The following is a 21951-nucleotide window of genomic DNA, read 5'->3' on the forward strand; positions in this document are numbered from 1 at the left end:
AAAGCCGCCTGCGGCTTGATGCCGCCGTTGTCGGCGCATCCCGCAAGGGTCAGTAATGCCGTCATGCCCAGCGCCAGGAGCGGTGCGGCAAAAAGGCGTTTGTCAGCAGTGGTATTCATCAGACTATCCCAAAAAATGCAAATATCCAGCGTTTGTCATTCTATTTGGTAATGATTCTGAGAAAAACTGCAGGAAACACAAAGGGTCTTTTCAATAACTGCAATAATAATTGCGCTGTTTTGGGTAACAATGCAGCATCCGAAGAGCCGTTTTGCACCTTTTATTGCTTTGCACAGTGAAAACGGCCGGATTCAAGACAGGAAGATATGGATACCTTGCAAAACATGCGCGTTTTCATGCGCGTAGTCGATGCCGGCAGTTTTACGCTGGCTGCGCAACAGATGGATTTGACCACCGCCCACGTGTCGCGCGCGGTCGCCGATCTGGAGCGCCACCTGCGCACGCGCCTGCTGAACCGCACCACGCGCCGCATCGCCCTGACCGAAGCGGGCGAACGCTATCTGCTGCGTTGCGAGCAGATCATGTCCTACGTGCAGGAGGCCGAAGCCGAGGCCGGCGACGCCTATGTCAGGCCGTCGGGGCGCCTGCGCATCCACACCATGACCAGTTTCGGGCAGCGCTACGTGATTCCGGCGATTTCCAATTACCAGAAGCGTTATCCCGACGTCGCCATCGAACTGACGCTGGCGCAGCGCGTGCCGGATCTGCTGGAAGAGGGTTTCGACGTCTCGCTGGTGCTGGCGCGCGAGCTGCCGGATTCGGGCCTGATCTTCCGCCAGCTCGGCAGCATTTACAGCATCCTGTGCGCGTCGCCGTTTTATCTGGAAAAACACGGCGCGCCGCAAAAGCCGCAGGAGCTGCTCAACTATAACTGCCTGCAACTGGTCAGCCCGGTGTCGCCGCTGGATGAGTGGATCATGGACGGCCCGAACGGCAAGGAAACGGTCGCCATCAAATCCAATTTCCACGTCAACGTTGCCGAGGCCATGCTGCTGAGCCTGAAGGAGGGCATGGGCATCGGCGTGCTGCCGATCTATTCCGCCGTCGACGCCTTGCGCGCCGGCACCATCGTGCGCGTGCTGCCGCAGTTCCGCATGCAGCAGATGGGCGTGTATGCGCTGTATCCGTCGCGGCAATATCTCGACGCCAAGATCAGCACCTGGGTCGATTGGATGCACGAAAGCGTCGACAAGGCCTTGCAGGACGATCATCAGGCGCTTGACCGGATCACGGTTCATTCGCCATGATCGCATATTGATAAAAACGGAGCATCAGACATGCAATGGCTTGCAGTAGGAACGGGAGCGGCGCTGGGCGCCTGGTTGCGCTGGGGATTGAGTCTGTGGCTCAACGTCGCCGGTCAGGCTTTGCCTTGGGGGACGCTGGCGGCCAACTGGGGAGGCGGCTTCGTGATCGGTTTCCTGGTGGCGTTTTTTGAGGGACATCAGTCCTTGCCGCCGGAGTGGCGCCTGTTTCTGATCACCGGTTTTCTGGGCGGACTGACAACGTTTTCCACCTTCTCGGCCGAAGCCATGATGCTGTTGCAGCGCGGCGATTACTTCTGGGCAATCGCCCATTCCGGCTTGCATCTGCTGGGATCGATCATTCTCTGCGTGGCCGGCTTCGCAGTGTATCGGGCTGTCTTTGCCTGATTGATCCAGATCAAAGTCCGGTTGTTTTTGCACGCCTGCGACGGGATGTTTCCTTGAAATATCCCCGTACGGCCCAATTTTCTAAGTATTCAAAAATTCGGAGCGAAAGCACATCATGCGTCTCGACAAACTCACCACAAAATTGCAGGAAGCTCTGGCGGATGCCCAGAGCCGGGCTGTCGGCAACGACAACCAGTACATCGACCCCGTCCACCTGGTGCTGGCCTTGCTGGCGCAGGACGACGGCGGCGCCCGTTCGCTGTTGCAGCGCGCCGGCGTCAACGTGGCCGGGCTGACTTCGGCCTTGCAGCATGCTTTGACGCGCCTGCCCAAGGTATCGGGCAACGGCGGCGAAGTGCAGATCGGCCGCGAGCTGGTGGCCTTGCTCAATCTGGCCGACAAAGAATCGCAAAAACACGGCGACCAATTCATCGCCAGCGAAATGGTCTTGCTCGGCCTGGCCGACGACAAATCCGACGCCGGCCGCGCCGCGCGCGACAACGGACTCGCGCGCAAGTCGCTGGAAGCCGCCATCAGCACCGTGCGCGGCGGCGCCAGCGTGTCTTCGCAAGAGGGCGAAGGCCAGCGTGAGTCGTTGAAAAAGTACACCCTCGACCTGACCGAGCGCGCCCGCAACGGCAAGCTCGATCCGGTGATCGGCCGCGACGATGAAATCCGCCGCGCCATCCAGGTGCTGCAACGCCGCAGCAAGAACAATCCCGTACTCATCGGCGAACCCGGCGTCGGCAAGACCGCCATCGTCGAAGGCCTGGCGCAGCGCATCGTCAGCGGCGAAGTGCCGGACAGCCTCAAGTCCAAGCGCGTGCTGTCGCTCGACATGGCGGCCTTGCTGGCCGGCGCCAAGTATCGCGGCGAGTTCGAAGAACGCCTGAAAGCCGTCCTCAAGGAAATCGCCCAGGACGAAGGCCAGACCATCGTCTTCATCGACGAACTGCACACCATGGTCGGCGCCGGCAAGGCCGAAGGCGCGATGGACGCCGGCAACATGCTCAAACCCGCGCTGGCGCGCGGCGAATTGCATTGCGTCGGCGCCACCACGCTGGACGAGTATCGCAAGTACATCGAAAAGGACGCCGCGCTGGAGCGCCGCTTCCAGAAGATCATCGTCGACGAACCGAGCGTGGAAGCGACGATCGCGATCCTGCGCGGCCTGCAGGAAAAATATGAAGTGCATCACGGCGTCGACATCACCGACCCGGCCATCGTCGCCGCGGCGGAGTTGTCGCACCGCTATATCACCGACCGTTTCCTGCCGGACAAGGCGATCGACCTGATCGACGAAGCCGCGGCCAAGATCAAGATCGAAATCGACTCCAAGCCGGAAGTCATGGACAAGCTCGACCGCCGCCTGATCCAGCTGAAGATCGAGCGCGAAGCCGTCAAGCGCGAAAAGGACGAAGCCTCGCAGAAACGTCTGACGCTGATCGAGGAAGAAATCGTCAAGCTCGAGCGCGAATACGCCGATCTGGAAGAGATCTGGAAGTCGGAAAAAGCGACGGTGCAGGGCAGCCAGCATCTGAAGGAGGAAATCGAACGCATTCGCCTGCAAATGGATGAAGCGACTCGCAAGAGCGACTGGCAAAAGGTTTCCGAACTGAAGTACGGCAAGCTGGCCGAACTGGAGAAAGCGCTGGAAACGCAAAGCAAGCAGGATGCGGCCAGTGAACAGAACGTCAGTAAGCCGCGTTTGGTGCGTACTCAAGTGGGCGCCGAAGAGATCGCCGAGATTGTCGCACGCGCCACCGGTATTCCGGTATCGCGCATGATGCAGGGCGAGCGCGAGAAATTGTTGCACATGGAAGAGGTATTGCATCAACGCGTGGTCGGACAGGACGAGGCGATTGTTGCAGTCTCGGATGCAATCCGCCGTTCGCGCGCAGGCCTGGGCGATCCGAGCAAGCCATACGGCTCGTTCATGTTCCTCGGCCCCACCGGCGTCGGCAAGACCGAATTGTGCAAGGCGCTGGCCTCGTATCTGTTCGACACCGAAGAGGCCATGATCCGCATCGACATGAGCGAATTCATGGAGAAGCATTCGGTCGCCCGCCTGATCGGCGCGCCACCGGGCTATGTCGGCTACGAAGAGGGCGGTTACCTGACCGAAGCGGTGCGGCGCAAGCCTTACAGCGTGATCCTGCTGGACGAAATCGAGAAGGCGCATCCGGATGTGTTCAACGTCTTGCTGCAAGTGCTCGACGACGGCCGCATGACCGATGGACAAGGCCGTACGGTGGATTTCAAGAATACCGTGATCGTGATGACATCCAACCTCGGCTCGCACAAGATCCAGGCGATGGAAGACAGCGATCCGGCGGTGGTGAAGATGGCGGTGATGGCCGAAGTCAGGCTGCACTTCCGTCCGGAATTCATCAACCGGGTCGACGAGATCGTGGTGTTCCATGCGCTCGACGAGAAAAACATCGGCGCGATCGCCAAGATCCAGCTGCATATTCTGGAAGAACGCCTGGCCAGGATGGATATCGGTCTGGTGATTTCGGACGCCGGCTTGCAGAAGATTGCCGAGGCCGGATTCGATCCCGTTTATGGTGCGCGTCCGCTCAAGCGGGCTATTCAGCAGGAAATCGAAAATCCGCTGTCCAAGCTGATTTTGCAGGGGAAGTTCGGTCCCAAGGACGTCGTGCACGTGGATGTCGAAAATGGTGCACTTTCGTTTGCAGCCAACTGAAAGGACTTGATTAACTCCTTGTGATTATGCTATCTAGTTCCCTGATGCCCGGAAGAATGCCACAGAGAAAAACGGTATTTTTGATGACATCAGGGAATTTTTTTGCATAAACGATTAAACTCTGGAGTCAGAGCGCAGAGAACATCGACATCGCGTTATCCGGCGTTAAATCCGGCGTTAAATCCGGCGTTAAATCCGGCGTTAAATCCGACGTTAAATCGTACATAAAAAACAATAAAGTGCGTGGTCTGCCACGCTGATCAATTATTGTGAGCGGCTATTGCAACCATGGCAATCATGGCGCTTATGGCAACAGGCAAGGGGTGAAATTCTGAAGCAATCTTCGTTACAGCGGCTGTTCATTCTGCCGTTTGTGTTCCTGATGTTATGCCTGGTGGTGACGATAGGCTGGTTTTTGTATCGTGCCGGCGATGATGCGACGGAGGTGCTGGCGCGCAATGCGCTGATGGATACCATGAGCCGGGTCGGCCAGGCGACCGACCGGCAATTGCTGGGCGCGCGCGAAAGCTTGCGCGTCGTGGCGCCGGACCCGATTCCACCGGCGGAAAAAGGCGGCCAGCCGGTTCTTATTCCTTTCCCGAAAGACAAGGCTGCGCTCGAAGAACGGCTGTGGCTGGCCAACAGCCTCTTTGACGATCCCAGCTACGTCTATTTCGGTGGTGCTGATGGCAGCTTCCTCGGCGTGAAGCAGGAGCAGATAAATCTGTTCATGTACAGCACGCGCGATCCGCAAGGCAAGAGCTATGTTTATCACCTGCGCGGCCCCGGCACGACGCCGACGCTGATTGCGACGCAGGATTACGAGCCGCGCACACGGCCCTGGTATATCCAGGCAATGGAGCGCAAGCGCGAAACCTGGTCGCCGGTGTTTACCGATTTCCGCTTGAAATTTCTCGGTCTCAGCTTGTCCAAGCCGGTTTATACGCCGGACGGGACTTTGCTGGGCGTGGCCACCAGCAGCATCGGCCTGAGTCGCCTGAGCGAGTTCCTGCAGGCGCTGCCCCTGAGCAAGAATGGCGTCACCTTCATTGTCGAAATGTCGGGCGACCTGATTGCCACTTCGGTCAACGAACCGATCCACAAAGTCGAGGGAAGCGGTTTTACCCGCCTGAACGCCGCGCAGAGCAGTTCGCCCAAGGTGCGCGAGGCTTATGCCGACGTGACTGCCTACCTCAAAAAACAGAAGCTGGAGCCCGGCAAACTGGTGATTCAGCCATTGCAGGTCAGCGGTCCCAAGACCGAACTGGCGTTCCGCCTGCATCACGACGATGCCGGAATAGACTGGCTGGTCGTCAGCTCGGTCAGTCGTTCGGACTTTCTCGGTTCCGTGACCGGCGGCGTGTACCAGACGCTGTTGCTGGGTTTGATTGCGGTTTGCATGACCTTTGTGCTGGGCTTTGCCATCTTGCGCTGGGTCTTGCGCGACATTCGCAAGCTGACGCTGGCCGCCAAGAGCATCGGCAACGGCGAGCCTTTTCCGTCGCTCAATATCGATCGCCGCGACGAGATCGGCCAACTGGCGCAAAGCTTTCAGGAGATGGAACGCAACCTGCGCACCGACCGCCTGACCAATGTGCTCAACCGCGACTCTTTCATCGCACAGATCGATTTCCGTCGCCGCAAAGGCAACGAAGCGACGCCGCTGCGGTTTGCCTTGCTGTTTATCGATCTCGACAAGTTCAAGTCGATCAACGACCAGTATGGTCACGATGAAGGCGACAAGGTGTTGGTGTCGGCTGCATCGCAATTGCAGCATGCCTTGCGCAAGGACGATTCGGTGGCGCGTTTTGGCGGCGATGAGTTCGTGGTCTACCTGCATGGCGTATCGGATGAAGAGATCGCCAAATCGATCGCCGAGAAGATCCGCAACTTCCTCAATCAGCCGATAGAAGGACGCGACGGCAATCAGTACGTCGTGGATGCTTCCATCGGCGCGGCGCTGTTCCCGCGGGACGGTCTGGATATCGAAACCTTGCTGCGCGTCGCCGACGAGCGCATGTTCGAGCAAAAGCGCATGCATAGGATTCTGTCGTACGAGGTGCCGGATATACCTGACGACAAGAGTTGATGCTCCGGTCTGGATGTCGGCAAAGATAAAACCGCGTGGATTGCACGGTAATGCCGTTTAGTTAAGCCTATTGCCGTCTTTCTTTTTCATAGCTCACCGTCGTCCCAGCGAACGCTGGGACCCAGTGTCGTGACAACCGCCGATACGACGCTGGGTCCTGACTTTCGTCAGGACGACGGCGATACAGGCTTTGGTAACAAGCAAGCATGTCTTACGCTTAACTGAACGGCATTAGCGAGTTGCACGTTTTTTTTTCGTCCGTTTCATTGTTGTTCAGATCAAAGCAATTCAACGTTGGGCAGGTTCAGATAACTGGTTTCGCGTGTCGACGCCACGAAGTCGCCCAGATAGGATTTGCCGGACAACTCCGGCAGGCATGCTGCATAAAGCCGCCCGGTCAGGCCGTCGGGCGTGATGCGTTTGGCGAGGACGTAGTCGCGATTCAGATAATTTTGCGCGGCCCAGAGCGGCAGCGTGGCGATGCCGCGACGGCTGGCAACCAGTTGCAGCATGGCGACCGTCAGTTCGGTGGTGCGCCGCTGCGTCGCGACGCCGGCCGGTTTCAGCACCTGGCGCACGACGTCGAGCATGTCGTCGGGCACCGGGTAGGTGATCAGCGTATCGGTGGCGAAGTCTTCCGCGGTCAGGAAGTCCTTGCCGGCCAGCGGGTGATCGTGGGCCAGCAGCGCAACGATTTCAAAGCGGAACAGCGCGTGGTAATCGACCGGTTCGTCGGCGTCGACCTCGGCCACGATGGCGACGTCGGCGCGGTGTTCGTAGAGCAGTCCGATCGGGTCGGCCTGGAAGCCCGAGACGATATCCATGTCGACTTCCGGCCAGCGCTTGCGGAACACGTCCATCGACGGCATCAGCCAGTCGAAGCAGGTATGGCATTCCACCGCGATTCTCAGTTGGCCGGCTTCGCCTTGCTGCAGGCGGGCCAGATCGCGTTCGGCGTCGGCGATGCGTGGCAGTACCTCGTCGGCCAGCCGCAGCAGGCGGTCGCCGGCGGGCGTGAAGCGCACCGGCACCGATTTGCGCTCGAACAGCTGCGTGCCGTGATGGTCTTCCAGCTGCTTGATCTGGTGCGACAGCGCCGACTGCGTGACGTTGAGCAGGGAGGCGGCGCGCAGCAGGTTGCCGGCTTCCTTGAGCGCTTGCAGGGTTTTCAGGTGGCGAAGTTCAAGGATCGAATGCATTATTAGTAAAATTCAAGTTGATTCTTAAAATTTATCGTTTGAATCATAGATGATGTTCCCGCAACATGCCAGTTCTCAGGATTGCGCGGCCTGCTGCCGTGCGATCTCCGTCATTTTCAGGGGAGTTGGCGATGGCTTGGTCTGGTACGGTCGGTTCGGAACATGTTGCACACGTGTTGGGTTTTCCGCGCATCGGCGCGCAGCGCGAGCTGAAATTCGCCATGGAGTCGTTCTGGCAGGGCGAATCCGACGAGGCCGCCTTGCGCGCCGCAGGCAAGGAGCTGCGCGCCCGGCACTGGCAGGCGCAAGCCGCGGCCGGCATGGACTACGTGGCCGTGGGCGACTTCGCCTGGTATGACCATGTGCTGGGCACGCTGGCGCTGCTGGGCGCCTTGCCGGCGCGTTTCAATCTGGACGCTTCCAGGCTGGATCTGGCCGGCTATTACACGATGGCGCGCGGCAACAAGGATCACTTCGCCATGGAAATGACCAAGTGGTTCGATACCAACTATCACTATCTGGTGCCGGAATGGACGCCGGAGCTGTCCTTCGACGGCGGCGTCGACTGGCTGTTCGACGAGATTGGAGAGGCGCAGGCGCAATTGTCCTCGACATCTTCATCGGCACAGGCCAAGGTCGTTTTGCTCGGTCCTCTTAGCTTGCTGTTCCTGGGCAAAATCAAGTCCGGCCTCTCGCACAAGCTGGATCTGCTGCCGAAAGTCGTCGCCGGTTATGAAAAGCTGCTGGCGCGCCTGCGCGACAAGGGCGTGACGCTGGTGCAGATCGACGAACCGATACTGGCGCTGGAACTGGACGGGGAGTGGCTGGACGCATTTCGTCCGACCTATGGCGCCTTGTCCGATGTCGCGCCGTCCTTGCTGTTGACGACCTATTTCGACACGGTCGGCGAACACGCCGACCTGTTGCGCAGCCTGCCGGTGGCGGGCGTGCATCTGGACGGCGTACGCGGCGTCGCGCAGTTGCAGGAGTTTGCCGACAAGTGGCCGCGCGACAAGGTGCTGTCCATCGGGATCGTCGACGGCCGCAATATCTGGCGCTGCGACCTGGATGCCGCGCTGGCGACGCTCAAGCCTTTGCATGACAAGTTGGGCAAGCGTTTGTGGGTGGCGTCGAGCTGCTCCTTGCTGCACGTGCCGGTCGATCTCGCCGGTGAAAACAAGCTCGATGAAGAAATCAGGAGCTGGCTGGCTTTCGCCACGCAAAAACTTGACGAGATCTTCGTGCTCAAGCAGGCGCTGAGCGGCAATGCCGACGTCGTCGTCGGTCAGTTTTCGGCGGCGCGCGCCGCGCTGGCGGCACGGCGCAGTTCGCCGCGCATCCACAATGCGCTGGTGCAAAAGCGTCTGAAGGCCATCGCCGACACCGATGCCGATCGCGCGTCCGCTTTCCCGGCGCGCATCGCGACCCAGCAGCAGCGCTGGAATCTGCCGGCTTTCCCGACCACGACCATCGGTTCTTTCCCGCAGACGCCGCAGATCCGCCAGACGCGCGCGGCCTACAAGCGCGGCGAGATGGGGCATCTGGATTATCTGAACAAGATGCGCGACGAAATCCGCCTGGTCGTCGGCAAGCAGGAAGAGCTCGGCCTGGACGTGCTGGTGCACGGTGAGCCGGAGCGCAACGACATGGTCGAATACTTCGGCGAGCAATTGTGGGGTTACGCCTTTACGGCAAACGGCTGGGTGCAGAGCTACGGTTCGCGCTGCGTCAAGCCACCGTTCATCTACGGCGACGTGTATCGTCCGGAAGCGATGACGGTAGGCTGGAGCCAGTTCGCGCAGAGCCTGACGCAGAAACCGATGAAGGGCATGCTGACCGGCCCGGTGACGATGCTGCAATGGTCTTTCGTGCGCGACGACCAGCCGCGTGCGACCACGGCGCTGCAGATTGCCCTGGCGCTGCGCGATGAAGTCTGCGATCTGGAAAAGGCCGGCATCGGCATGATCCAGATCGACGAACCGGCGTTCCGCGAAGGGCTGCCGCTCAAGGCGGGCGAGTGGAAGGACTATCTCGGCTGGGCGGTGCGCGTGTTCAGGATCAGCGCCGCCGGCGTCAGGGACGAGACGCAGATCCACACCCACATGTGCTATTCGGAGTTCAACGACATCCTGCCGTGGATTGCGGCGATGGATGCCGACGTCATCACCATCGAGACCTCGCGCTCCGACATGGAGCTGCTGGACGGCTTCGGCCGGTACCGGTATCCGAACGACATCGGACCGGGCGTCTACGACATCCATTCGCCGCGGATTCCGAACGTCGACGACATGGTGCGGCTGATGGAGAAGGCGCGCGGCGTGATTCCCGATCAGCGCCTGTGGGTCAATCCGGATTGCGGCCTGAAGACGCGCAACTGGCCGGAGACTTATGAAGCGCTGGCGCGCATGGTGCAGGCGGCGCGCAGACTGCGCGAGACGACAGCGACGGTCAAGGCGGCCTGAGCGGTTCGCCAACAACGAAAAAACGGCGGGAGTGAAAAGCTCCCGCCGTTTTTTTATGCGAGTTCTGCTTGACGCAGGATGTTTTCGATGGCGCCGGTTTGCGCCACGATTTCCTGCAAGTCATTGTCGAGCAGGGCGGAACGGCGGCGCAGCGTGTGCCAGCCGGACCATTCGGTGGTGTCGGGTTGCGTGGCGAGTGCAATATCTTCGGCGGCAACCGTGTCCGCCAGAGGATTGGCAAGGGCAGGGGCGACTTCCTCGACCGGTACGGTTTGCGCTGCAGTCGGACCTTCCAGGATGCTCTGCGCCTGCAGCAGGTGCGCGGTGGCGTTCAGGTAGGTCTGCTCGATCAGCTTGTTGACCGGCTCGCGCGGCAGGCCTTCGGCATGACGGCGCAGCATGATGCGCAGGGCGGCGATGTGGGCGGCGACCAGGTAGTTCTGCACCACGAAGCGGTTGATTTCGCGCACGGCGCGCTGTTTGCTGATCGGTTCGTCCATCATGCGCACTTGTGCCGAAATCAGCGCCGACAGGCTGTCCATGAAGCCCTTGCGGCAGACGCGATAGAAGAAGTCGTCGCCGACCTTGCCCTCGAGCATGTCGCGGCTGGCCTTGATGTAGCGATGGCTGGCGTGCAGCACGTTCTTGAGCAGGCGCGGCAGGTCGCGGTATTCCCAGCTCGGCAGGACGTAACTGAAGATGGTCGCGATGGCCACGCCGATGATGGTGTCGATCAGGCGCTCGCTGACCACGCCTTGATGGCCGGCCGGCAGCAGCAGGTTGAGCAGCATCAGGATCTGCACCGATGCCGCGATCGCGGTGTAGCGATATTTGACGTAGGTGAAAGCCGGCGCCGCGATGCTGGCGATGAAGAGGACGGCGAGCAAGCCCATCGGGTCGTGCACGAACCGCAGGATCAGCGCGGTCAGCAGGCAGCCGATGATGGTGCCGATCAGGCGGTCGCTCATGCGCTGCTTGGTCGAGCTGAAATTGGGTTTGAGGATGATGACGATGGTCAGCACGATCCAGTAGCCGTGCGACATGTAGGGCAAGGCGGAGGCGATCCATAAGCCGGCCGACACCGCCAGCGCCACGCGGATGGCGAAGCGGAAGATCGGCGATTGCCAGCGCAGGTTGGCGATCAGCAGTCCGGCCTTGTATTTTTGCTGCGTCAGGAACGGCGTCATGTCCGAGCCAGGCAGGATGGGGATGGGATCGATTGGCGTTTGCGTGGCCAAGTGCAGCTGCGAGATCAGCTCGATGATGTCGAGGATCTTGTTGTACGTCACGCGCAGCACCGTGATGGCTTCGTCCGGGATGTGTCCGGCGAGGCTGTCCTGCTGCAGCTGCTGCAATTCGTATTGCACGGCGCGCAGTTCAGCCTTGTAGTTGACGGTCGGCGTGGAGGCGCGTTTGCGGGTGACGGCGTAGGCGATGGATTCGATGTCTTCGGCGGACTTGTTGGCGAGGTCGCGCAGGAAGATGATGACGTCGGTGTCGCCGAAATGGCTGCGCAGCAGCGCGTAGTCGGCATGGGTCGACAAGACCTGCTCATACAGTTCCAGCATGCTCAGGTGGACGTGCACCAGCAGGCCGTCCTGTTTGGTGTGCATGTCGCGCAGCACCAGGTCGCGCGAGGCTTGCAGTTTGTCGGCCAGCACGATCTGCTGGCGCACCAGCGTCGTGAACTGCGCCTGCAAATCGCTGCGCATGTCGTAAAACTCGGCCTTGATGCGCAGGTAGCGCGCCAGTTCGAACAGCGCTTCCGCCAGCACTTGCTGCTTGACGCGCCGCCGCAGGAAATACGACACGATCATCGAATAGCTCAGGTAGCCGAGACCGCCGGCCAGGAAGAAGCCGGCATGCAGAAAGGCTTCGTTGAACGGCACGCTGTTTTCCATCGACAGCGTCATCACCATCAGCGCGGCGAACTGCAGCGGCAAGGTCTTCTTGCCGTACACCACCATCATGCTGGCGAGGAAGCTGACCACCACCATCGCCACGCTGACCAGCCAGTGGATCGGCGCGCACAGGCTGATCACCAGCATGACCAGGGTGCACAGCAGCACGCCGGCCAGCATTTCGTTGAACTTGTGTCGCAGCGGACTCGGCAGGTCCATCAGGCTGGTGCACAGCGCGCCGAGGAAGATCGTCATGGTGGTCTGCATGTCGGCCATGTTGAAGACCAGCATGGTGAGTCCGACGACACCGGTGGCGATGCGCAGGCCGGTATAGAAATAATGGCTGAAGAGGAAGGTGCGTATATCCAGGGCGTAATGCATGTAGGCAGTCGGCTAAATTTCTATAAACGCCATTCTGACCCTTCTATCCCCAATAGACAACAGATTCGCCACCGGACGTCTGCTGAAAGCGCTGTTGGACGATGTCACCATTCGTCCGACGCTTCATTGGTCACGGCAGTGGAAACACCAGGCAGGTGGTGGTCGCATGCGCGTAGAGCTTGCCGTCGACGTCGACGATGCGGCCTTCGGCGATGCCGACGCGATTGCCGACCTGGATGACCTTGCCTTCGGCGCGCACGGGACCGGTGGCGGCGGTCAGCGCGCGGATCAGGTTGACCTTCAGTTCCAGCGTCGTGTAGCCCATGCCTTGCGGCAGCACGGAGTGCACCGCGCAACCGACGGCCGAGTCGAGCAGGGTGCAGAAGTAGCCGCCGTGCACGCTGCCCAGCGGGTTGTAGTGCTGCTTTCCCGGCATACCCTGAAACACGATGCGGCCGGGTTCGCCTTCGATCGGGATGAAGTCCATGGTTTCACAGATGGGCACCGACGGCAGTTCGCCATTCCAGATGCGCTGCAGGAAATCCATGCCGGTGCCGGCCTTCAGCTCCTCCATCGAGGCCACGCCGGGGCCGGCGAGTTTGGCGCGGACTTCGGCTTCTCGGGTTTGCCATTGTTTGAGTGCCTCTTCTCTGCTGCTCATGCTTTTCCTTGTCTTTATGGATGAGATGGATCCGGATTGCCGGTCGGTGAATTGTTACTTTTATGATGAAAGAATGGCTTTATTATGCCTTGCCCGTTTTCGCTTGCGGCGCCCGATGCGTGAATTCGGTGGGTAAAACAATGATTTTTCATGATGCAAAAATATCGTTTCATATTGTGAAAAATGCGATTGCGCAGCATCATGGATTTATTTCATTTCCAGAAATTTCATTTCGTATCGCAAAATTTAATATTTAACTAATTGAATAATAAGAAAAATATTTTATTAATATGTCTTATATAAGACATTGTTGCTGCGCACCTAAAAGCCTACTATGAAGTCATGGAATTCACTTTTGACCTCCATTTTTGATGACCGTATTTGATTACCTAAGGAGATTGACCATGACGACACGTGAACAGCAAATTCAGGCATTGGCAAAAGACTGGGCGGAAAATCCGCGCTGGAAAGGCGTCAAGCGCAACTACAGCGCCGACGACGTGGTGCGTTTGCGTGGCTCGGTGCAGATCGAACACACCCTGGCCAAACGCGGTGCTGAAAAACTGTGGAACCTGGTCAACAACGAACCCTTCGTCAACGCGCTGGGCGCCCTGACCGGCAATCAGGCCATGCAACAAGTCAAGGCCGGCCTGAAAGCGATTTACCTGTCCGGCTGGCAAGTTGCCGGCGATGCCAACCTGGCCGGTGAAATGTATCCCGACCAATCGCTGTATCCGGCCAACTCGGTGCCGATGGTGGTCAAGCGCATCAACAATACCTTCCAGCGGGCCGACCAGATTCAATGGTCGGAAGGCAAGAACGACATCGACTTCTTCGCGCCTATCGTGGCCGACGCGGAAGCCGGTTTCGGCGGCGTGCTGAATGCTTATGAGCTGATGAAATCGATGATCGACGCCGGCGCCGCCGGCGTCCACTTCGAAGATCAGCTGGCATCGGTGAAGAAGTGCGGCCACATGGGCGGCAAGGTGCTGGTGCCGACGCGCGAAGCGGTTGAAAAACTGAACGCCGCGCGTCTGGCAGCCGACGTCTCCGGCACGACCACGCTGGTGATCGCCCGTACCGATGCAGAAGCAGCCGACTTGCTGACGTCCGACGTGGACGACAACGACAAGCCTTTCCTGACCGGCGAGCGCACTGTCGAAGGTTTCTTCAAGACTCGTCCGGGCATCGATCAGGCGATCTCGCGCGGCCTGGCCTATGCGGATTATGCCGATCTGGTCTGGTGTGAAACCGGCAAGCCGGACCTCGCCTTCGCCAAGAAATTCGCCGAAGCCATCCACGCCAAGTTCCCCGGCAAGATGCTGTCGTACAACTGCTCGCCGTCGTTCAACTGGAAGAAGAACCTGGACGACGCCACCATCGCCAAATTCCAGAAGGAACTGGGCGCCATGGGCTACAAGTTCCAGTTCATCACGCTGGCCGGTTTCCATGCGCTGAACTACTCCATGTTCAACCTGGCGCACGGCTATGCCCGCAACCAGATGTCGGCCTTCGTCGAACTGCAGGAAGCCGAATTCGCCGCAGCCGACAAGGGCTTTACCGCGGTCAAGCATCAGCGCGAAGTCGGCACCGGTTATTTCGACGCGGTGACGCAAGCGATCCAGCAAGGCCAGTCGTCGACCACTGCGTTGCACGGTTCGACCGAAGATGAGCAATTCTTCGACGGCAAGGAAAAGAAAGTCGCCTGAAGCCGAGTCTCATACAAAAATAGAGAACGGCATCAGGCTGGAGAGGATGTCTGAGGAGACTAAGGAGCTACAGCTCCGGTAATGGAAAAACCGCACTTCAAAAGAGTGCGGTTTTTTTTATTTGTGCTTATTTGTGCTTATTTGTGTTGCCTGATCGTGCCGTCGCGCACTTCAAAGACGGCATCGCCGAGTATGTCGACGTCGGCAGGATCATGCGTGATGATCAGCATGGGCACGCGCAATTGTTGCTGCAATTCGCTCAGCTCGTGGCGCATGCGTTCGCGCAGGGACAGATCGAGCGCGGAGAAGGGCTCGTCCAGCAGCAAGATGTCGGGCTGCGCCACCAGCGCGCGCGCCAGGGCCACACGCTGGCGCTGGCCGCCGGAAATTTGCGCAGGATAGCTGCCCGCCGTCGCTTCCAGGCCGAATGCCTGCAACCACTTCGCCACCATCGGATGCGCTGCCGGCCGGCGTAGATTGAAGCAGCCGCGTTGCAGGCCGAAGGCGATGTTTTGCGCCACCGTCAGGTGCGGGAACAGGGCGTAGTCCTGGAACAGGTAAGCGACGTTGCGCTGCTGAGGCCGAACGTTGATCTCGTGCGCAGCGTCGAACAGCGTGCGCTGATTGAGACGGATCTTGCCTTCATCGGGCGTCATCAGGCCCGCGATGGCCTTGAGCGTCAGGCTCTTGCCTGCGCCTGACGGTCCATACAGGACGATACGGTCGCTGTCCGACGAGAAGGTAATGTCAAGGTCGAACACGCGGTCGCCGGCGCGCAGTTCTTTGCGGATATGGACGTCGACGCTCATGACAGATCCGCCCGGCGCGCATGTTCCGGCACCAGTCGTCCGGCGATCAGCAAGACTGCGACGCAAGTCACCGAGGTAATGACGACCAGCAAGGTCGCGGTCGAGTCGTCGCCGGCTTGCACCGCTTCGTAGATGGCCACCGACAAGGTTTGCGTGCGGCCGGGCAGATTGCCGGCGATCATCAGCGTCGCGCCGAATTCACCCAGTGCGCGCGCAAACGCCAGCAAGACGCCGGCGGCAATCCCGCGCGCCGCCAGCGGCAGGCTGATGCGGAAGAACACCCCGGCTTCGGAGACGCCCAGCACGCGGGCGGCGTTTTCCAGTTGCTTGTCGACGTTTTCGAAGGCGGCGCGGGCCGACTTCAGCACCAGCGGGAAGGCGACGATGGTTGAGGCAATCACGGCGCCTTGCCAGGTAAATACCAGCTCGATGCCCATTTTCGACAGCCAGGCGCCGAAGACGCCGCGCTTGCCGAGCAACACCAGCAGGTAATAGCCCAGAACCGTCGGCGGCAGCACCAATGGCAGCGTCAGGATGGAGTCGATCAGGTCGCGCAAAGGCGAGCGCCAGCGCGACAGGCCATAGGCCGCCGCGACACCGAAAAAAAGATTAAGCACCGTTGCCCATCCCGCGACTTTCAGCGAGAGCAGCAACGGGGTCCAGACTGAACCCATAGAAAAAAACGCGTGAGCGAGTGAGAGTTGAATCAGCCCGCAGCGTATCAGGGTTTCAGGAAGCCGTAACGCGCGAGTACGGCCTGACCGGCAGCCGACTGCACGTAGGCGAGATATTTATTGGCCAGTTCCGCTTGTGCGGTGCCGGCAGTGACGGCGATCGGGTAAGTGGCCGGCGTGTCGGACGGGATGCGGATGGCGACCTTGACCTTGTCCGGCATCACGGCCGCATCGGTGGCGAACACGAAGCCGGCTTCGACTTCACCGCGGGCGACGTAGTCCAGGCTCTGGCGCACGTTTTGCGCCATCACGCCCTTGGCCAGCACGGCATCCCACAGGCCTGCGTTTTCCAGCGCGGTCTTGGTGTAGCGACCGAACGGCACCGACGCCGGGTTGCCGAGCGCGACTTTCTTGACGCCGGCCTGGGTCAGGTCCTTCAGGCTGGTCAGCGACAGGGGACTGTCGTTGGGCACGATCAGGACGATCTGGTTGGCGGCGAAGTTCTTGCGTGTTGCCGGTTGCACGGCTTTTTCGGCGACGGCCTTGTCCATGGCGGTCTGGTCGGCGGAGGCAAACACGTCAGCCGGCGCGCCGCGCACGATCTGTTGCATCAGGATGTCGGAGGCGCCGAAGTTGTTGATGACCTTGACGCCCGGATTTTGCTGCTCGAACGCCGTGCCGAGATCCTTGAACGCATTGGTCAGGCTGGCGGCGGCGGAGACCACCAGGTCGGTTGCATGCGCGGTTGTCGCGGCGAAGGGCAGCGCCAGCAGGACGAAGGAAGCGGACGCAGCGAGTCGGCGCATGGTCGGTGCGGAAAAGATCGTGGACATGGGGTTTCCTGTTTTCTTGAAATGGGAAGGCGAATCTGGTCGGAATATACGTAAGGATATAGCGATAGTCAATTCGCTGCCGGATATACATATAATTTGGAGAAAGCCCTTGCTACAATCTCGTCCATGACAAATTCCAAAACCGTACGACTGCGCGTGATGCAAGGCGAAACGATTGCCTTCGGCCCCGGCAAAGCCACGCTGCTGCTGGCAATAGAGCGCACCGGTTCGATCTCCGGCGCGGCGCGCGAGATGGAAATGTCCTATCGCCGCGCCTGGCTGCTGGTGGAAGAAATGAACCGCTGCTTCGCCAGGCCACTGGTGGAAACCGCAACCGGCGGCGCCAAGGGCGGCGGCGCCAGCATCACCGAACTGGCGCGCGAAGTGATCGCCTGCTATCAGCGCATGCAAAAGAAAGCCGATACCGCCGTCGAAAAAGACATGCAGTATTTGCGCTCCCTCATTGTCGACGTCGACAAGGACTGAAGACTTTGTCGATGCGCACGACTCTCCTCAAACTCCGCTTTCGCCTGCAAAACCTGTTCCGCATGTCGGAAAGCCACGCCATGCTGCTGTGGGCGGCCATCATCGGTTTCGTCGGCGCGCTGGCGACCATTTTTTTCCGCGAATGCATAGGCTGGGTGCAATACCTGCTGACCGGCCATAGCGGCAGCTTCGTCGAGATCGCCAAGGGCCTGTCCTGGCAGATGCGTGTACTGTTGCCGACCTGCGGCGGCGTGGTGGCCGGCCTGATCCTGATCTGGGCCAAACGCATGCCGGCCGGCGCGACCTCGGACTATATGGAAGCGGTCGCCATCGGCGACGGTCGCATTCCGATCCGGCACACCTTGTTGCGCAGCCTGTCGTCGCTGGCGACCGTGGGTTCGGGCGGTTCGATCGGACGGGAAGGGCCGATGGTCCAGCTGGCGGCGTTGTGTGCTTCGCTGGTCGGGCGTTTTGCGCACTTTCCGGCGTCGCGCATGCGGCTGCTGGTGGCCTGCGGCGCGGCGGCGGGGATTACGTCGGCCTACAACGCGCCGATCGCCGGGGCTTTCTTCGTGACGGAGATCGTGCTCGGTGCGCTGGTGATGGAAAGCTTCGGCCCGGTGGTGGTGGCGTCGGTGGTGGCCAACATCACCATGCGCGAATTGCCGGGCTACGCGCCGGCTTACGAGATGCCGTACTTTCCTGAAGTCGGCGGTGTCGAGATCATTCTGTTCGTCGTGCTGGGCATCATTGCCGGCTTGTTGGCGCCGCAGTTCCTGCGGCTGCTGGACATCAGCAAGCATCTGTTCCAGAAAACCCGTTTGCCGTTGCCGCTGCGTCTGGGCGTGGGCGGCCTGCTGGTCGGTTTGCTGTCGGTGAGGGTGCCCGAGGTATGGGGTAACGGTTACAGCGTGGTCAATTCGCTGCTGCATACCGACTGGTTGTGGTCGACGGTGCTGGTCGTGATGATCTATAAAATTGTCGCGACGGCGCTGACCACCGGCTCCGGCGCGGTGGGTGGGATTTTCACGCCGACCCTGTTCGTCGGCGCCGCCATCGGCTTCCTGTTCGGCGACATGGCGCATGCGCTCTGGCCGCATGCGATTTCGCAGCCGTTCGCTTATGCGATGGTCGGGATGGGCGCATTCCTGGCGGCGGCGACCAATGCGCCGCTGATGGCGATCCTGATGATCTTCGAGATGACGCTGAGCTATCAGGTGGTGCTGCCGCTGATGCTGTCGTGCGTGGTGGCGTATTTCATCGCGCGCAGCCTCGACGGCAATTCGATGTACGAGATCACGCTCAAGCGCCACCGCGACGCCGCCGAACGCATCCGCTTGCGCGGCACGCACATGAGCGAGCTGATCAAGCCGGCGGAAACCGTGTTGCAGAAAGACGCGCCGTTTTCCGAGGTAACGCGGATCTTCCTGCAATACCCGGTGAAGTACATCTACATCACCGACCAGGACAACCGTTATCTCGGCGTGGTCGCCTTGCAGGACGTGACATCGTTGTTGCTCGACAAGAACGACATCGACACCAAGCGCGCCGGCGACTTCATGCGCACGCATTTCCTCCACGAAGTGACGCCGGACATGTCGCTCGGCGAGGCCTTGCAGTTGTTTCTCGATCACCAGGGAGAGCGCCTGCCCGTGATCGCCAGTACGGAAAATCCACAATTGCTTGGCGTGGTCTTTAAGACATCATTGCTGGATGCCTATTTTCGCCTGGATCGTTCTGGCGAGTAGGTTGCAAAGAAAGGTGTTGGCAGCTTTGTAACAAACGAGAGCCCGACCGACTATTACGAGAGCAACCTTGTTAGAATGCGAAATTATTTGTGAGAAAGTACCAAATCGCGCGATTTTTCTGTCGCGCAGGTACCGCCGCTGCCGGCCACGCTGTCGGTAATTAACATATCAGGGATTCGAACGATTTTATGCTGAGTTACCGCCATGCCTTTCACGCTGGCAATCATGCTGATGTGCTCAAGCACATGGTGACGATCCAATTACTGCGTTATCTCGGCCAGAAAGAAACACCTTACATGGTGATCGATACCCATGCCGGCGCGGGTGTCTATGCGCTGGATGGAAACTACGCCAGCAAGAATGCGGAGTACGAGACCGGTATCGCGCCATTGTGGGATCGTACTGATTTGCCGGAAGCGCTTGCCGACTACGTGCAACTGGTGAAAGACCTCAATCCCAGCGGCAAGATGCGTTATTACCCGGGTTCGCCTTATTGCGCCAACCAGGTGATGCGCGAGCAGGATCGCCTGCGCCTGTTCGAACTCCATCCGACCGAAAGCAAAGTGCTGGCGGATAACTTCCGTAAACTCGATGCGCATGCCGCCGAGCAGGGCAAGCGCCCGTCCGGCCGCGGCAAACGCGTGCTGGTCGAACGGGGCGACGGTTTTCTGGCGCTCAAGGCGCTGCTGCCGCCGCCGTCGCGTCGCGCCCTGGTGCTGATCGACCCGCCGTATGAAGACAAGCGCGACTATCAGCGCGTCAAGGAAAGCCTGCAGGATGCGCTGGTGCGCTTCCCGACGGGCTCGTATGCGGTTTGGTATCCTGTGCTGCAGCGGATCGAGTCCAAGCAGTTTTCCGACCGGCTCAAGCGTCTCGGCGCCAAGAGCTGGCTGAACGTGACCTTGTCGATCTGCTCGCCGTCGCCGGACGGTTTCGGGCTGCATACCAGCGGGATGTTCTTGCTCAATCCTCCATGGACGCTGGAAGCGACCCTCAAGGAAGTCATGCCCTACCTGGTCAAGGTGCTGGGACGCGACAGCGGCGCCGGCTTCGTTCTGGAATCGGGGGAAGCGTAGGATGGTTCGTCTTGACGAGACCGGCGTCAGTGCTTTGCTTCACTGTCGTCTCACCTGTGAAATGTTTTCTGGTATTCGCGACACATCACGGCATACAATAGAAAGTCATGCCGAAGATACATTGTCTGCCGAAAGTGCTGGGGTTATTTACAACAAGAAATCATGACCGAACCGTCTCCTGACCACGCCGCCCCGGTACAACATGCCCATGATTTTTTTCTGGCCAGGCAGCCGATCCTGAATCGCGAACAGGAATTGATCGGCTACGAATTATTGTTCCGCAATGCCGCCTTTGGCCCCGCCAACGTCAACGACGACGTGTCGGCGACCGCCTCGGTGATTGCGCACGCGTCCGAACTCGGCCTCAACAACGTCATCGGCAGCCTGCACGGCTTCATCAATGTCGACGCCACCGTGTTGATGAGCGACTTCATCAATTTCCTGCCGTCCGACAAGGTCGTGCTGGAGATTCTCGAGACCGTCAAGGTCACGCCCGAACTGGTCAGGCGCGTGACCGAGCTGTCCCGCGCAGGCTATGTGTTTGCGCTCGACGACGTGATCGCCGAGTCCGAAGATATCGCCCAGTTGCTGCCCCTGGTAAAAATTATCAAGATCGACGTCATGGAGCTCGATCCCAGCAAGCTGCTCAAGCTGAGCATGCACTTCAAGCGCGCCCAGAAGATGCTGCTGGCCGAAAAGGTCGAGACGGTCGAACAATTCCGCGACTGCGTGACCTTCGGTTTCGACTACTTCCAGGGGTATTACTTCGCCAAGCCGGTGATCCTGCAAGGCAAGAAGCTGGAAGCGTCGAAGATCGTCATCATGCACATCCTGACGCTGCTGGTGCGCAACGTCGACAACGGTGAAGTGGTCCGTTACATCAAGCGCGACGTGGCATTGAGCCTGACGCTGCTGCGTCTGGTCAATACGCCCGTGTACGGTTTCATGAAGCACATCGATTCGCTCGGCCAGGCGCTGATCGTATTGGGTCGCCGTCAACTGAAGCGCTGGCTGCAGATCCTGTTGTTCGCCAATACCGAAAAGGACAAGGCGCATTCGCTGTCGCCCTTGCTGATCCTGGCGGCCACGCGCGGCAAGATGCTGGAGCTGATTACGGAGAAGGTGCGTCCGGGCCGTCGCAAGATGTCCGAAATCGCCTTTACCGTCGGCATCATGTCGCTGGTCGATGCCTTGTTCGGCATGCGCATGGAAGCCATTCTTACCCAGATCACGGTCAGTTCGGAGATTCGCGACGCCTTGATGTTCCGCACCGGTTTCTACGGCGAAATCCTGCAACTGGCGGAATGCACCGAACAGCCCGACAAGACCGCAACGCAGATGAACGAACTGCTGGCCGGTTTGCAGCTGTCGGCGGAAGAGTTCTACGATCTGGAGACGCAAGCCTTCGAGTGGGGCAATAACATCTCCACGAACATGGGGCATGTACCGGCAAAAAAGGCTGAAGAAGCCGACACAAGCGACGTCTCCGAGTAGACCTCTCATCCGACACGCAGAGCAATCTGCCGTGTCGGGTTTTATGCGG

Annotated in this window: 17 protein-coding genes; 10 read left to right on the forward strand and 7 right to left on the reverse strand. The window is 59.7% G+C overall.

The window, feature by feature from the left end; all coding sequences use genetic code 11:
- Positions 1–326: 326 nt before the first annotated feature.
- From PMI16_RS16975 to PMI16_RS16990, 4 genes are all read left to right on the forward strand, one after another.
- Positions 327–1268, forward strand: coding sequence for a LysR family transcriptional regulator (locus PMI16_RS16975; RefSeq protein WP_007881775.1), 942 nt, complete (start codon positions 327–329; stop codon positions 1266–1268).
- Between the two features lie 30 nt (positions 1269–1298).
- Positions 1299–1673, forward strand: coding sequence for a fluoride efflux transporter CrcB (crcB, locus tag PMI16_RS16980; protein WP_007881778.1), 375 nt, complete (start codon positions 1299–1301; stop codon positions 1671–1673).
- A gap of 115 nt (positions 1674–1788) precedes the next feature.
- Complete coding sequence (gene clpB, locus PMI16_RS16985; RefSeq protein WP_007881779.1) at positions 1789–4380, forward strand: ATP-dependent chaperone ClpB; 2592 nt, start codon at positions 1789–1791, stop codon at positions 4378–4380.
- 382 nt (positions 4381–4762) lie between these two features.
- Positions 4763–6469 (forward strand): sensor domain-containing diguanylate cyclase, encoded by a 1707-nt coding sequence (locus PMI16_RS16990; protein WP_051994671.1) that lies wholly within the window; start codon positions 4763–4765, stop codon positions 6467–6469.
- A 278-nt stretch (positions 6470–6747) separates the two neighbouring features.
- Here PMI16_RS16990 and PMI16_RS16995 read toward each other — a convergent pair whose 3' ends face one another.
- Entirely contained in the window at positions 6748–7668 is a 921-nt protein-coding gene (locus tag PMI16_RS16995) for a LysR family transcriptional regulator (RefSeq protein ID WP_007881781.1), read from the reverse strand.
- 131 nt (positions 7669–7799) lie between these two features.
- Between PMI16_RS16995 and metE the strand changes: the two genes are divergently transcribed.
- Positions 7800–10130 (forward strand): 5-methyltetrahydropteroyltriglutamate--homocysteine S-methyltransferase, encoded by a 2331-nt coding sequence (metE, locus tag PMI16_RS17000; protein ID WP_007881782.1) that lies wholly within the window; start codon positions 7800–7802, stop codon positions 10128–10130.
- 53 nt (positions 10131–10183) lie between these two features.
- On the opposite strand, the gene PMI16_RS17005 is transcribed toward metE, so the two are convergent.
- Both PMI16_RS17005 and PMI16_RS17010 read right to left on the reverse strand, forming a co-directional pair.
- A complete protein-coding gene (locus tag PMI16_RS17005) occupies positions 10184–12412 on the reverse strand; it encodes an FUSC family protein (protein WP_007881783.1) in 2229 nt (742 codons plus the stop codon).
- A 130-nt stretch (positions 12413–12542) separates the two neighbouring features.
- The gene (locus PMI16_RS17010) at positions 12543–13073 is read right to left on the reverse strand and encodes a PaaI family thioesterase (RefSeq protein WP_007881797.1); all 531 of its coding nucleotides are present in this window, start codon (positions 13071–13073) and stop codon (positions 12543–12545) included.
- Positions 13074–13477: 404 nt separating this feature from the next.
- Between PMI16_RS17010 and aceA the strand changes: the two genes are divergently transcribed.
- A complete protein-coding gene (gene aceA / locus PMI16_RS17015; RefSeq protein ID WP_007881799.1) occupies positions 13478–14782 on the forward strand; it encodes an isocitrate lyase in 1305 nt (434 codons plus the stop codon).
- A gap of 137 nt (positions 14783–14919) precedes the next feature.
- On the opposite strand, the gene PMI16_RS17020 is transcribed toward aceA, so the two are convergent.
- The 3 genes from PMI16_RS17020 to modA are packed head-to-tail and all read right to left on the reverse strand — an operon-like array spanning position 14920 to position 17098.
- Positions 14920–15591 (reverse strand): ABC transporter ATP-binding protein, encoded by a 672-nt coding sequence (locus tag PMI16_RS17020; protein WP_007881806.1) that lies wholly within the window; start codon positions 15589–15591, stop codon positions 14920–14922.
- Positions 15588–16265 (reverse strand): molybdate ABC transporter permease subunit, encoded by a 678-nt coding sequence (gene modB, locus PMI16_RS17025; RefSeq protein ID WP_007881807.1) that lies wholly within the window; start codon positions 16263–16265, stop codon positions 15588–15590. Before modB ends, PMI16_RS17020 begins: the two co-directional genes overlap by 4 nt.
- 47 nt (positions 16266–16312) lie before the next feature.
- The gene (gene modA, locus PMI16_RS17030) at positions 16313–17098 is read right to left on the reverse strand and encodes a molybdate ABC transporter substrate-binding protein (protein WP_007881809.1); all 786 of its coding nucleotides are present in this window, start codon (positions 17096–17098) and stop codon (positions 16313–16315) included.
- Between the two features lie 126 nt (positions 17099–17224).
- Between modA and PMI16_RS17035 the strand changes: the two genes are divergently transcribed.
- Together PMI16_RS17035 and PMI16_RS17040 are read left to right on the forward strand one after the other, a co-directional pair.
- Positions 17225–17584: a winged helix-turn-helix domain-containing protein gene (locus PMI16_RS17035; protein ID WP_007881810.1), complete on the forward strand. Its 360-nt coding sequence runs from the start codon at positions 17225–17227 to the stop codon at positions 17582–17584.
- An 11-nt stretch (positions 17585–17595) separates the two neighbouring features.
- Entirely contained in the window at positions 17596–19332 is a 1737-nt protein-coding gene (locus tag PMI16_RS17040) for a ClcB-like voltage-gated chloride channel protein (protein WP_007881811.1), read from the forward strand.
- Between the two features lie 83 nt (positions 19333–19415).
- Here the strand turns inward: PMI16_RS17040 and PMI16_RS26255 are convergent, their stop codons facing one another.
- Entirely contained in the window at positions 19416–19559 is a 144-nt protein-coding gene (locus tag PMI16_RS26255) for a hypothetical protein (RefSeq protein WP_162131128.1), read from the reverse strand.
- Between PMI16_RS26255 and PMI16_RS17045 the strand changes: the two genes are divergently transcribed.
- Positions 19521–20408, forward strand: a complete 888-nt coding sequence (locus PMI16_RS17045; RefSeq protein WP_007881813.1) for a 23S rRNA (adenine(2030)-N(6))-methyltransferase RlmJ — start codon at positions 19521–19523, stop codon at positions 20406–20408. The genes PMI16_RS26255 and PMI16_RS17045 overlap by 39 nt on opposite strands.
- 162 nt (positions 20409–20570) lie before the next feature.
- On the forward strand, positions 20571–21902 hold the full coding sequence (locus PMI16_RS17050) for an EAL and HDOD domain-containing protein (RefSeq protein WP_007881815.1): 1332 nt from the start codon (positions 20571–20573) through the stop codon (positions 21900–21902).
- Positions 21903–21951: the final 49 nt, after the last annotated feature.

Source organism: Herbaspirillum sp. CF444, assembly GCF_000282135.1.
Lineage (GTDB): Bacteria > Pseudomonadota > Gammaproteobacteria > Burkholderiales > Burkholderiaceae_D > Herbaspirillum.